Origin of the sequence: Nocardia puris, assembly GCF_036051655.1 — a bacterium.
Lineage (GTDB): Bacteria > Actinomycetota > Actinomycetes > Mycobacteriales > Mycobacteriaceae > Nocardia > Nocardia puris.
In genome coordinates, this window is the sequence record NZ_CP107943.1 from 5,793,210 (window position 1) to 5,805,760 (window position 12,551).

At 70.0% G+C, this 12,551-nt stretch carries 13 protein-coding genes and 1 pseudogene; 7 read left to right on the top strand and 7 right to left on the bottom strand.

The genetic code is table 11. The features are described 5' to 3' along the window. Positions 1–12: 12 nt before the first annotated feature. Positions 13–573: a flavodoxin domain-containing protein gene (locus tag OHB21_RS26730; protein WP_067512521.1), complete on the bottom strand. Its 561-nt coding sequence runs from the start codon at positions 571–573 to the stop codon at positions 13–15. A 534-nt stretch (positions 574–1,107) separates the two neighbouring features. On the opposite strand from OHB21_RS26730, the gene OHB21_RS26735 reads away from it, so the two are divergent. Further along, the gene (locus OHB21_RS26735; protein WP_067512519.1) at positions 1,108–2,463 is read left to right on the top strand and encodes a wax ester/triacylglycerol synthase family O-acyltransferase; all 1,356 of its coding nucleotides are present in this window, start codon (positions 1,108–1,110) and stop codon (positions 2,461–2,463) included. 764 nt (positions 2,464–3,227) lie between these two features. Then, on the top strand, positions 3,228–3,809 hold the full coding sequence (locus OHB21_RS26740) for an Rv1733c family protein (protein WP_438944320.1): 582 nt from the start codon (positions 3,228–3,230) through the stop codon (positions 3,807–3,809). 67 nt (positions 3,810–3,876) lie between these two features. On the opposite strand, the pseudogene OHB21_RS37625 reads toward OHB21_RS26740, so the two are convergent. Continuing rightward, positions 3,877–3,978, bottom strand: a pseudogene (locus OHB21_RS37625) (IS3 family transposase); the annotation flags it as partial. A gap of 134 nt (positions 3,979–4,112) precedes the next feature. On the opposite strand from OHB21_RS37625, the gene OHB21_RS26745 reads away from it, so the two are divergent. The 3 genes from OHB21_RS26745 to OHB21_RS26755 all read left to right on the top strand — a co-directional run bounded on the left by OHB21_RS26745 (position 4,113) and on the right by OHB21_RS26755 (position 5,891). Further along, a complete protein-coding gene (locus OHB21_RS26745; RefSeq protein ID WP_195126745.1) occupies positions 4,113–4,361 on the top strand; it encodes a hypothetical protein in 249 nt (82 codons plus the stop codon). Between the two features lie 719 nt (positions 4,362–5,080). Continuing rightward, a complete protein-coding gene (locus tag OHB21_RS26750) occupies positions 5,081–5,425 on the top strand; it encodes an ArsR/SmtB family transcription factor (protein ID WP_067512515.1) in 345 nt (114 codons plus the stop codon). Next, a complete protein-coding gene (locus OHB21_RS26755) occupies positions 5,415–5,891 on the top strand; it encodes an SRPBCC domain-containing protein (RefSeq protein ID WP_067512513.1) in 477 nt (158 codons plus the stop codon). The genes OHB21_RS26750 and OHB21_RS26755 overlap by 11 nt, the downstream gene beginning before the upstream one ends. 21 nt (positions 5,892–5,912) lie before the next feature. On the opposite strand, the gene OHB21_RS26760 is transcribed toward OHB21_RS26755, so the two are convergent. Next, positions 5,913–7,346, bottom strand: a complete 1,434-nt coding sequence (locus OHB21_RS26760) for a DUF6585 family protein (RefSeq protein WP_228801690.1) — start codon at positions 7,344–7,346, stop codon at positions 5,913–5,915. Next, positions 7,343–7,762, bottom strand: coding sequence for a hypothetical protein (locus OHB21_RS26765; RefSeq protein WP_228801691.1), 420 nt, complete (start codon positions 7,760–7,762; stop codon positions 7,343–7,345). The genes OHB21_RS26760 and OHB21_RS26765 overlap by 4 nt, the downstream gene beginning before the upstream one ends. Positions 7,763–8,019: 257 nt before the next feature. Here OHB21_RS26765 and OHB21_RS26770 point away from each other — a divergent pair, with 257 nt between their 5' ends. Beyond that, positions 8,020–8,316, top strand: a complete 297-nt coding sequence (locus tag OHB21_RS26770) for a hypothetical protein (RefSeq protein WP_067512511.1) — start codon at positions 8,020–8,022, stop codon at positions 8,314–8,316. A gap of 434 nt (positions 8,317–8,750) precedes the next feature. On the opposite strand, the gene OHB21_RS26775 is transcribed toward OHB21_RS26770, so the two are convergent. Continuing rightward, positions 8,751–10,073, bottom strand: a complete 1,323-nt coding sequence (locus tag OHB21_RS26775; RefSeq protein WP_195126746.1) for a lipase family protein — start codon at positions 10,071–10,073, stop codon at positions 8,751–8,753. 157 nt (positions 10,074–10,230) lie between these two features. Then, the gene (locus tag OHB21_RS26780; RefSeq protein ID WP_067512509.1) at positions 10,231–10,884 is read right to left on the bottom strand and encodes a TetR family transcriptional regulator; all 654 of its coding nucleotides are present in this window, start codon (positions 10,882–10,884) and stop codon (positions 10,231–10,233) included. Positions 10,885–11,026: 142 nt separating this feature from the next. On the opposite strand from OHB21_RS26780, the gene OHB21_RS26785 reads away from it, so the two are divergent. After that, positions 11,027–11,863: a class I SAM-dependent methyltransferase gene (locus tag OHB21_RS26785; RefSeq protein ID WP_195126748.1), complete on the top strand. Its 837-nt coding sequence runs from the start codon at positions 11,027–11,029 to the stop codon at positions 11,861–11,863. A gap of 49 nt (positions 11,864–11,912) precedes the next feature. Here OHB21_RS26785 and OHB21_RS26790 read toward each other — a convergent pair whose 3' ends face one another. Then, entirely contained in the window at positions 11,913–12,545 is a 633-nt protein-coding gene (locus tag OHB21_RS26790) for a hypothetical protein (protein ID WP_195126749.1), read from the bottom strand. Positions 12,546–12,551 lie beyond the last annotated feature (6 nt).

A 12,551-nucleotide genomic window follows, 5' to 3' on the forward strand; every position in this document is an offset into this window, starting at 1 on the left:
CGTCCGGCTCGATCAGGGATGTGCGGTGTCGATGGTCGAGGAGCGGGGGAGTTCCAGGCTGTCGGCGATGGTGCCTGCCCAGCGCCGCACGGCATCCCAGTCGCGCAGGTCGCCGTAGCGGGCGCCGCCGAGGAGCCGATACATCGCTCTGGCGCGCCAGGACACTCCTTCGCGTTCGTATTTGCCGGCGAAGGCGGTGTAGTCGCGCGGGTGCAGCATGCCGAGGACGGCGGCGATCTTGCGCGGGATCTGGCGTCCGGCCCACCGGCCGACCGGGCCGCGTAGGGCAGGCCCGAGTCCGACCGTGAAGAGCCGGACATCCTTACCGGTCAAGGTCGGCAGGTTGTGGCGGATGTAGGCATCGGCCCCGGGGAGCAGGTCCATGTTGTGGATGGCGCTGCCGATGACGACGGTGCCGACGCCGGTCAGGTCCGGCGCGTGCTCGATGTCGCACAGTTCCGCGTGCGCGCCACGTGACATCAGTTCCTCGTAGATGAATTCCGCGATGTCCCGGGTGGAGCCCTGCGCGGTGGCGAACAGGATCGCGACGCGGGGAGAAGGTGTGGGAGTCATGGTGCCAGCTTCGCGCGCACAGGTCGTCGCCGAGCAGAGCCGGTATGCCCGTCTCGCGGGGACCAATGGCACCGAAGTGGCGCGGTCACGAGGCAGTGACCGGCGCGATCAGCGGCGAGACCTTCGACCCATCACCATTTCGGTGTCGAGCGAGTCCGACCGCGGCGAAGCCCCCGTCCCGGCGATAGGCATCCGTCGGTCCTCGGGAGTCGACCGCGGTCTGCGTGGCGGCCTCCTTCCGCTGAGTCGACGGTGCGAGGCCGTTCACGTCCGGCCCGCGGGCGCTGATCGGTCGGGCCGGGTGAGGGCACGGCCTCGGTTGCCAGCTTCGCTCGCGGCCCTGCGACGGGAGCAGGGTCGAGGTGCCCCCACCGCACGGACCGAAGCCACTGCGACGAACATGCCCACCGCGAGGTCTTCGGCGGACCATCGCCTCTGTCCGGTTCGGATGGCCACGCGCGAGAATGGTTCCAATGGCCGTACGCCGTCGCGCGCCGTGGCGAACGGCATGTTCACCTACCGCGAGGTCGACCGATGAGCGAGTTGCATCCCCTGGACGGAGGATTCCTGGAGTTGGAGGACGCCGACCGGCACATCAGCCTGGGGATCGGCGCCGTGGCCGTCATGGCGGGACCGGCGCCGACGCGGTCGGAGTTCACCGACTGGCTGACAGCGTGCCTCGACCGCGTCGGGCGCCTTCGCGAGCGGGTGCGGGGGTCGCGGTGGGACGTGGCGGCGCCGGTGTGGGAGGCCGACCCCCATTTCGACCTGGCCCATCATGTTCGCTGGACCGCTCTGCCCGAGCCGAACGACGAATCGGCATTGCGTGAGGTGATCGCCACGGAGCTGGCCGAACGCCTGGACCGCGACCACCCGCTGTGGCGGTGCGTCGTCGTCGAGCACCTGGCGGGTGATCGCTGGGCGCTGATCGTGCAAGCCCATCACGCCATGGTCGACGGGATCTCGGGGATGACCCTGTTCGAGCGGCTGTGTGATCCGGTGGACGACGAGCCCGCGGCGGAGGCATCGCCGAAGTCCCGGGGGCCGGCCGCCAGGTGGTTCGATCTGACGGTCAGGGTGGCACGCCTGCCCGTGGCGGCGCCGCGGTGGGCGATCTCGACCGCGCGCAGCCTCGTGCCGGTGGTGTTCGCCGCTGTCGCGCCGAGCGGGTCGTCCTCGTTGAACGGCCCGATCGGGCGGCAACGACGGTACGTCGTCGCGCGGGCGTCGCTGACCGAGGTGCGCGAGGTCGGGACCGCGTACTCGGCCTCGGTCAACGATGTGGCACTGGCCGCGATCACCTCGGCCTACCGCACGCTGCTCATCCGGCGCGGCGAAGACCCGGCCGCGCGGCGGGTGCGCATCCTGATCCCGGTCTCGGTCCGCGAGAGTACCGCCGACCACGTGCTGGACAATCGCGTGTCTGCCATCATTCCGCACCTGCCCGTCGAGGAATCCGATCCGGTCGCGCGGCTCGCCGCGGTCCACGCCCGGGTCGCGCATCACCGCGCCAGGGGGGAGGCCGACGCCGAACGGTCGATGCTGGTGGTGGCCGAGTCGCTGCCCTACGCGGTCGTCGCGCTGGCCTTCCGGCTGGCGGGGCGTTTCCCGCAGCGCAGCGTCACGGCCCTGGCGACCAACGTGCCCGGCCCGAACCGGCGGCTGACCGTGAATCGGTGTCCGGTACTGGAGATCCTGCCGTGCATCCCGATCGCGATGCGACTGCGTACCACGATCGCGATCCTGAGCTACGAGGATCGGCTCGTCTTCGGGATCACCGGTGACTACGACACGACCCCCGACATCGACGTGCTCGCGGAGGGCATCGAGAGCGGCATCTCCGAGCTGCTGGCCTCGGCCGCGGGTCGCCTCCCCGATCAGCGAGGATGAACGACCATCACGGCTCAGCGGGCATGTTTGGCAAGGGTAGTGTTGTCGAACCGAGTAGAAGCCCCCGGAATGCCCCGGCTGCCCACCACCAGCCGAGCGGTCCGAGACCATTGGAGGAGATGGTGGGCGGGACCGTACCGGTGGACCCCCGGGTTATCCGCACATCGGGAACGTGCGGGACCGCTCGGCCCATCGCTCGGCCAACGGGCGGCCTCGACGACCGCCCGTGCGCACTCACCGCCCCGGCCGGCCTCGCTGCGACCACGGAAGGTGCGGCGGGAGGAATCGCTCGTGACTCGATCGGGTTCACCGCGGTCTCGATTCGGTGCGTGAAGCCTGTCGCTCTCGCCGCGAGATCAGGGTTTCTTGGTGGAGAGATAGGTGGTGACGATGACCATGGCCGCGAAAATCGCGGCGATGAGCACCGCGGTGACTGTCCAGCTCATGACGACTCCTTCTCGGTGGGAATTTCCTGGTTCTGATTCTTGGCGCGGGGAAAGTCCGTCGATACGGCACTTCGTCCCCTCGTAGCAGGACGTTGGACCGTCCTGGTCCCCATCGGGCAGTGCCAGAAGACCAACGGTCCGGTCTCGGCAGGACCAACGGCCCTACTTCGATTCGGTGGCGTCTCCGGACGATGGACACGTGACATGTCGAATCCAGTGAGGAGCAGTCATCTTGAACGCGAATACAGGTGACCGGCTGATCACCCCGCGCGGTCACGGGCGAAGCAGGTGATGGCGGTGCCGGGGTGGTATCCGTCGATGGCGTGCCGGTGGAATCGGCGACCGTGGAGCCGAAATCCGCTGATGCGGCCGTCGGATCGAGGGGAGTCTGCGCTGTGGGTCCTGCTCGTGGCCGTGGTGCTGGCGGCGATACCTTTGGCAGGTGCGGTCGGGACGGCGTCCTATTCCGCTGCGGAAGAACGGCTTCGGGACGAGAGAGCACGCTTGACATCGGTCACCGCGACGGTGTGGGAGACCCCGGCGCGCTCGGTGACGATCGGGCCACGTGGCTACGCCGTCGAGCGGTACACCGCACGTGTCGGGTGGTCCGAGGCAGGCCACGGCGGCACCGCCGTCGTCGACACCTCTGCGTCCGCTTCGGCTGGTGACAGCCTGGTGGTCTGGCTTTCCGGCGACGGGCAGCCGGTGCCCGCGCCGGCCGGACCCGGTACCGCGGTGTCGGCCGGGATCAGTGCCGGCGTTGTGACGCTGAGCGCAACAGTGGGCGGTGCGCTGGTGATCGCGTGGGGCGCCCGGCAGTTGCTGGACCGGCGCCGCCACGCGGCGTGGGCGAGCGAGTGGGAACGGTTCGACCACACGACGGGCAAGGAGTCTTCCTGAGCGCCGGCGCGCGGAGGTCTGAGTGTCGGCGGGCCGCGGCTCCCTGTGGACGCCAGGACCGCATCAACCGCTCCACTCGTGTGCGGCCGACGCGAATTCCTCTGCGCCGCACCATCGCATGCACTCTCGGTGACTCGTAGGTGCCGCTGGAACCGATGTGGATATCCATACTCTCGGCCGGCAGCGTCTCGTCCTCGACCCGGCGCTGTGATGGCTGCTGCGCGCGTTCGCGCCACTCGTAGAGGTCGAGGACGCGATGCCCAGGACCCGTAGCGGTAACTCGACCGGGTGTTGACTGCTCAGTTGAGCGAACCGCATGATCACCGCCGGATCAGGCCGTGCTCCGAGGTGAAATACGCACTCGCAGAACGTAATATCTCGTTGCCCGCCAACTGTGCGACCCGTTGCTCCAACGCGCGGTTCTCGGCGAGCATGTCGGTGGTCGGCCGGGTCTTCGCGTTCGCCGGCGTCGGCATCGGCCTGGCGGATCCCGTTCCGCAACGCCTCGTGATGCCGGACGGGGCGGGCTCAGCGATCATCGCCCGGCGATGATCCGAGCGTGCCGCACCCACATTCAGCGCCCGGCGCGACATCGATGGCGTGGGTCAGGCGGATGCTGCCGCGGTGCATCCGCCCTGGGACTGGGCGGTGGATGAAATGATCTCCACGACAGCCGATCTCGAAGCGTCTTCGCGGCGCGACCGGATGGGCGACCGACGAGTCCCTCGACGCCGGAACACATGGGACAGCGGGCGCCGAGGGGGATCGGCTTCCACTACGTTCTCGACCTGCGGCGTTTCGACCCCAGTGCGGCGACTCGGTGCGGGGCCAGGGATCACGGCTTGGGTGACCGCGCTCGCGATCTATTCGGTACGCCCGGGCTGGGAATGCGGGTCAGCAGGCGAGTGAGTCGAGGTAGGTGGTGAGGGCGATGATCAGGATGACCAGGGCGAGGGTGAGGGTCCCCGTGCGGTTGTGGTCGCGTGCCCTGTCGTTGCCGACCATGGGCCTTTCCTTTCGTCGGGTGCTCGCGGCGGTCCGGTGCGGCGCCGGGTTCAGACGTCGGTGAGGTCGACGCGGTCGCACAGGTCGAAGTGGCCCGCGGCGGGTACGACGATCATCTCCTTGTGGTCACGGCGGCACAGTAGGCGTCCTCGGTGAATTCGCGGGAGTGCGCGAGTTCTCCGGTGATGAACAGCGTAGGGCGAGCAGAACCGGATCTGTGCGCGCCGGGCTTGCGCCGCGACGCCCGCTTCGGAATACTTAGCTACATGGCTAAGTATTCGGAAGCGCTGGACGGGGTGTTCGCGGCCCTGGCGGATCCTTCGCGCCGGGCGGTGGTGCACCGCCTCGGCGCGGGGCCGGCCAGCGTGGGCGAACTGGCCGAGGCGGTGCCGATCACGTTGCCGTCGTTCATGAAGCACATCCGCGTGCTGGAGACCAGCGGGCTGATCCGCACGGTGAAGACCGGCCGGGTGCGGGTGTGCGAACTCGAGCGCGAGCGGTTCGCGCTGGTCGACGACTGGCTGGCCGATCAGCGGCGGCTGTGGGAGGCCAGAACCGATCGCCTCGAGCAGTTCCTCACCGACCCGAAGGAGAACAGCGATGAATCCTGACCTCGACCTCACCCTGCACCGCGTCATCCGCGCCTCGCGGGCCAGTGTCTGGCGGGCCTGGACCGATCCGGCGAGCCTGGCGCAGTGGTGGCTGCCCGCGCCGACCCGGTGCCGCGTCGACCGCCTCGAGGTGCGCCCGGCTGGTGCGTTCGTGACCAGGATGAGCGAGGACGGCGAGACGTTCGTCCCGCACCTGGACGCCTGCTTTCTGCTGGTCGAGCCGGAAGAGCGGCTGGTGTTCACCAACGCCCTCGACGGGGATCGGCGCCCCGCCCAGGGCGCTCCGGTGCCGATGACCGCCGAGATCACCCTGGCCGACCATCCGGGCGGCACCGACTACCGCGTGCTCGTCCGCCACGGTGACCCGGCCGCGCGGGCGCGCCACGAAGAACTGGGCTTCGAGTACGGGTGGGGGACCGTCACCGGTCAGCTGGCCGAACTCGTGGAAAACCCGGTGCGCGCGTGACGCATTCGCCCGCGCGGTTCGTCAGGCCGTTCTGCGCGATCCCGACTGGCGCAGTTCGTCGCTGAGCATCAGCAGTAGCGGCAGATTCGGGATCTTGCCGACGCTCTTGTTCCGGACCACCGGGGACCGGCGATCGATGTGCGGGAAGGTGAGCTGCCCGTTCTTGATATCGGCCGCGCCCACCACCGCCCACGGTGTCGCGCTGCCCTGGTAGCGCAAATGCTGTGTCGTGACGACGATGTCGTCGAAGTCGAGCGATCCGCCCTTGGCCAGCTCCTCGCGCGCCGCGGGGAGCCGCACGGCCGACACGACCTCGTTGACGGCCTGGATCAGCACCGCGAAGCGGTACACGGGGTTCGACGCGTCGGCGTTCGAATCCCATTGCGGGTCACGGTAAGTGCCCTGCGTGCGCATCACGGCTCCGTCGGCCAAGGTGAGGACGTGCTCGAACTCGGTGCCCTTGTACTTGCGTTCCTCGAACTGCGTCGTGGTGCGAGTGCGCACCGATTCGATCTCGTCCCATCGGTAACCCCCGGGGCGCTGGTCGATGTCGTAGCGCACGAGGCCGGATTCGAACTGGCCGATCAGCAGTTCGCGATCGTTGACGAGCGCGCCCCGCGAGGCGAAGAACGCCGCACGGAACTCGCCGAGCCCGTGGAGCAGGGCCACCGGCTCGAGCTCCGCGCGGGACTCCGCGCCGTCGCCGTCGATCGTGTAATACCTGCGGCCCTTGCGCATCAGCGACCCGGTGGTGCCGAGCGTCGCGGCGCCCACGAGTCCGCCGAAGGCCATCAGCCAGCCGTTGGGCTCCTGGTAGCGCACCTCGGTGTCGGCGATATCACCGCACGAGTCACGGCGACCGGCGCCGCCGATCTCGATGCACTCGTCGGTGGACGACACTTCGTTGCCGCCCCACACCAGGACCTCGCGGTCGCCGGGCAGGCCGATCGCGATCAGGATCGCGGCGAAGATCAGTCCACCGAGAAACGTGAGCATCACGGAGAATCTGAGGCGGCGCCTGGATTTCCACGGTGCCATGAGCGGGCTCCCTCCCGTCGAGCCGAGTACGCGCGATTGTAGGGGCGCGACGTTCCAGCGAACAACTCGTTTTCGAGCCTCCACCGCGTGGTCGAAGCGGCGCAGGACGCGGCCGCCGGTGCCGAACGCCTTCACCACCTGGATGCCGTCGGCGTACTCGACGCTCGCCGCGCTGATCCCGCCCTCGGCGGCGATCAGCCGGTTCATATGGGTTGCCTTCATATGGGTTGTCATGGAGCGCATGGAGATTCGATAGAACGGGCCCATCAGTGCCAGCACACTCAGAGCGACGAGCGCCATGCGGAGGTCGACGACCATCAGATAGCCCGCCCCGACCACCATGACGGTGACCGCCCCGGTGAGCTGCCCGAGGGAGTGCGCGATGACCTCGTGCATCTCCTCCAGATCGCCGGTCATCGCGCGTTTGACCGGCCCGACCCCTGTGCGCGGAACCACCAGAGCGGCAGGGCGCCGAGGGGGCGCACGATCCGCGCCCGCAGGTCGTGCAGGATCGCGGCGTCGGCGAAGTGACCCAGGCGCGAGGACTGCACGAACAGCAGCAACCACAGCGCCGCGCCCGCGGAGCCGACGCCGACCCACGTCCACACGGTCGCCGCGGCGTCGGTGGGGTTGTCGAGCATGACGCGGGCGATCTCGGCGACGGCGATATAGGGCACGATGCCCGCGGCGGCGGAGAGGGCCGAGAGGATGCCGCAGGCGATCAAGCGCGGCCGGACGGTGGCGAGCAGCCGCGCGAGGGCGCCCGTGTTCGCGAGTCCGGAGGGCTGGTCGTCGCCGGGCGGGGAGGCGGGTGCCGTGGTCGAGGTGCCCATGGTCTGCTGCGTTCCTCCTGTGGCGTGCGGTCGCCTGTCGAGCGGGGCGCACTGGCCGGTGAGGTAAGGCATGCCTTACCTCGGATCACCGCTTGGTTCTTGAAGTGCGCTTGATGTCAACCGGGCGAGCTCCGTCTTGTCGATCAGGGTGGAGATTGGTTGTTTTCGACAGTTCTCGCGGTCCGGCATGCGTGATGAAAATAAGCGTTCGGTGACGAAACATGCGAGCGGTCGCCTCGGCTACCTACACTGCAAGAGTGTTCGATCCCCTCAGTCTCGCGGTGGGCGCCGGTCTGCTCGGCCTCGGCTGGGTCGTCGGCCGCTTCGGCCACCGGCGGCACACGCGCGCGGCGCGGCGGTCACTCCCCGCGCGCTGCGGCTGCGGCCACGACCTGGCGCTGCACGACCGCGCCACCGGCACCTGTCACGCCGAGATCTCCCGCCGGGCCCCGCACGGGCTGCGCGAATGGGTGCGCTGCAACTGCCGCCGCTACACCGGACCTACCCCGCTCGAGGACGTCTTCGCGCCGCCGATACTGCCGCCCGAATCCTGAACCGCGACAACCGAATCGAACGGCTGGGCGCGGCCTGAAACGCCTCGGACCGATGGACGGTGCGCGGCCCTGCTCGGCCACACCGGATGGTAGGAGCAGTCCGCAGGGGTAGCCGGATCCTCGCCGGTGACGCGCCGGTGCGTCCATCGGTCCCGGGTGCCGGGCGCGTGATCAGTTGGTGTGCAGCGTGTTTGAGCCGGGAGAGAGTGCCGTGCCATCTCCGGTGACGCGCTGGTGCGTCCATGGGTCCCGGGCGTCAGGCACGTGATCAATTGGTGCGCAGCGTGTTTCGGTGCGCGATCGAGCCGCACGCGCACCCGCCGACCGGCTCGACCGCCATCGGCGCGTTCCTGATCGACACCGTCGCCCGGCGCGGTGAGCGTGTCAGAGCGCTGTCCGGGGAAGCGGTCTCGCGCCGGGTCATTCGGTACGAATCAGTCGAAGGTGCACTCCGAGATCGGTTTGTCCGCCAGCCGGTCCAGCAGGTACATGATGGCGTTGTCCGGGCCGTAGCCGTCGATGAGGTCGGGGCCGAAGTGGTTGGGGATCGTGGTGCCGGGCAGGATCGGGGGCAGGTGGTTGGTGCGGAACGTGACCGTCGCGCCCTTGTCGCACCACTGCTCGGCGAGGCGGCGAGCCTGGCCGTAGGGCACGGTGTCGTCGTTGATTCCGCTGGTGACGAGCACCGGCGTGGTGGGTTTCAGTGTGCCGACGCGGAGTTCGGCGAGCGCGGGCGCCGCCTCGGGGATGGCGTGCAGGTGCTCGGAGAGGCTGCGGCCGTCCAGGGTGAGCGAACTCGTATGCAGGAACGGGTATTTCAGAATCAGGTCGCCGACGCAGGATTCGCTGAGGGTGTTCAGCATCGCGCGCCCGGACGGGCTCGTGACGCGGTCGACCGCGCGCTGCAGGTCGGGGTAGCGGGCGAGCATGCCGTTGATCGTGAACCCGATCGCGCCGCCGATGAGCGCGCCGTCGATGGTGTCCAGGATGGCCGCCAGGTCCGCGACCGGCCCCCCGGCCCAGGTGCCCTTGAGATTCAGTTCCGGCGCGTCGCTCGGCTGCATCTCCGCCGCCGCGGCCGCCGCGCCGCCGCCCTGCGAATAGCCCCAGAACACCACGGGCGTCTCGGGGCCGACGCCGGCCAGCCGGTGGGCGGCGCGGGCGCCGTCCAGGATGGCGTGGGCGCCCTCGATGCGATTGGCGAAGGTGTGGATGCCGGGCGTGCCGAGGCCGATGTAGTCGGTCACGAACACTCGCGCCCCCAGCGCGTGCCACGCGGCCGACGAGGGCAGCTCCTGGTTCGCCGACAGGCCCGGTGGCTCGGTGAACAGCGCCATCCCGGTGGAGAACGCCACCGACATCGCGCACCGGTCGGCCTGGCCGGACGTGCCGGGCCCCACGATCACCGTCGGGCGCGGGCCCGCGCCCTGCCACGGTCCGCCGGCGTCGATGAACGTTCCGGTGACCGCGACCGGCGAACCGTCCTGGAGTCGCGTCGTGTACATGACGCGTTGCGCCTGGCGCGGCCACCCGTCGGCCGAGGGCGGGGTGGCCAGCAGCGGCATCGGCTCGGTCTTGATGATCGCGCCGCGCTCGGCCGGGATCTGGGCGGGCGGCGTGTAGAACGGACCGACCGGGTCGGCGGCGGCCGGTGCGTTCGTGCCGATCAGGGTGAGGCCCGCGGCGCACACCGCGGCGAGAGCCGCGGCCGCCGCCCGCAGTCGCGTGCGCGACCGGGGACGCCAATGCTGGTGCATCAGTTCAACTTTCGTCGACGGTCCGGGCGCCGTCGCCCGGATGTCATGGATCACGTTCCACAGAAGGTATGACCCACCGCTCGGTGGGTCGACGGAACGGTAACATAGTTACTACTCGCGGAGAACGGGGTGCCGGGAGGGGGCCGACCAGGCGGCGTCAGTCCCGGTTCGACCGGGGGACGTACGGGCCGAGCAGCGCTTCGCCGATGGTGAAGGTCTGTGCGTCCGGGCCGCCGGACCGGTGGGTGTAGGGGACGTTGTCGCCGGTCAGGCGGTCGATGAACCGCTCGAGCGCGGGCAGGATCTCGCCGACCTCCAGCGACCCGTCGGCGATGCGATTGAGGAGGCCGTAGGTGAGGTTCGACAGGGCGAAGGCGATATCGGCGGCGTAGTCGGGGTCGACACCGGCGAACAGTTCGCTCGCGGTGGGCAGGATGGCCTCGACACCCTGACGGTCGAGGCGCTCGCCGTTGCGACCGGACCTGGCCCGGACGTAGGCCGCGCACATGCGCGGATTCCGGTCCCACGGCACGAAGATGTAGCGCACCATCCGCACGAGCCCGTCGCGCAGCGATTCGCCAGGGGGCGGGGAGGGGATGTCGCCGTAGGCGTTGGCGGCCATCCAGTGTTCGACCGCCGCCAGGATCAGGTCCTCGCGCGTCGGGAACGTCCGGTAGACCGTCGTGAGCGAGACCTGGGCGCGGCGGGCGACCTCGCGCAGTTGCACCGCGTCGTAGCCGTCGGTCTCGAGCAGGTCCAGCACGACGCCGATGATCCGGTCCTCGGCACCGCCGTCGGGCGTTCTGGGCACCCGGGCATCGTATCCGGGCCGGTGGAAGGTGTTGCGGACCGGTCGCGGGTGTGGTCGGCGCGCGCTGTCCGGAAAATCGCTCGCGTGAGATGTTTCGGTACGGAAGTATCCCGCCGGAAGCCGACTCCGGAAGGGACCTGTCATGCGGGACACCGACGCCATCGCCACGAACCGGGCGAACTGGGACGATCGCGCCGACGTGCACGCGCGCTCCGAAATGTACGACGTGGAGGGGTTTCTCGCCGACCCCACGGACATCTCCGTGGTGGTGCGCAACGATCTGTCGGTGCTGGCCCCGCACCTGCCCGCCTCGGGCATCGAGGGACGGTCGCTGCTGCACCTGCAATGCCACATCGGCACCGACACGGTGTCCTGGGCGCGGCTCGGCGCGGTGGACGTGCACGGCCTGGACCTCTCGCCGAACTCGTTGCGCCACGCGGCGCGCATCGCCGAGGCCGACGGGCGCGCCCTCACCTGGGTGGAGGGCGACGCCCGGTTCGCCTCCGCGCTGATCGACCGCCGCTTCGACGTGATCGTCACCAGCGCGGGCACGATCGTATGGTTGCCCGAGCTGGCGAACTGGGCCCGCTCGATCCGCGACCTGCTCGAACCGGGCGGAGTGTTCGTCATCCGCGACGACCATCCGATCCTGGGCGCCATGGACTTCGAGCCATGGACCATCACCGACGACTACCTGGCCGGCGGCGGCGTGCGCACCTACGACGACTCGGGCACGTACACGGCCGGTTCCGAAGGGCAGATCGCCAGCACCACCAACCACGAATGGCGCCACGACCTCGGCGAGATCATCGGCGCGCTCCTGGGCGCGGGCCTGCGCATCGAGGCGGTCGCCGAACTGCCCTACATGGACTGGCCCGGCTTCCCCGATCTGGTACCGAGTGAGCGCGGGTGGGAACTCCCGCCCGGCGCACCCCGGATCCCGCTGAATTTCGCGGTGGTGGCGCGGCGCCCGGTGTGAGCGCCGCGCGGTCGCCCGCAGGGGATCGGCGCACCGCGTCGGGCCGAGGTCAGGGCAGGACGTTGGGGATGAGGTGGGGGACCTGTTCGGCGACCGCCGCGCCGAGGAAGGAACCGGCGTAGTAGCCCACGTAGGTGCCGATCACGCCGCCGACGACCGCGCCGCCGATCGTGCCGATCGGCACCGCCGTGCCCGCGGTGGGCAGGGCGAGCGCGGTCGAGAGGGTGGCGCCGGCCGCCCCGCCGACCAGGGCGCCGCCGACACCGCCCGCGACCTGGCCGATCACCGAGCCGAGGAACAGGCCGTTCTGGTTCGCGTCGGCGATGGGCTGCGCGACCACCGGGGCGGTCGAGATCGGCTGCGCGGCAGGGGTGGAGGAAATCTGCTGCGCCGCAGTGGTTTCGACCGGCTCGGCGAACGCCACCTCGTCGGCCGTAACCGTTGGGCTCGCCGCCGCAGCGGCGGGGACGAAGGCGGACGCCGCGGCGTCCGCTTCGGTCGCCGCGACGGGCCGGACATCGGGCGCGGAGACCTCCGCCGCGGACTCGACCACCGGGGGCGGCGCGGTGTAGGCCTGCGCGGTCCCGCCGATCCCGAGGCTCGCGGCGACCGGCAGCGCCGCGATCGGAAGTCCGCGCAGCACACTCGCCCGCTGGTTGATCACACGATGCCGACCTGCCATAGGTTT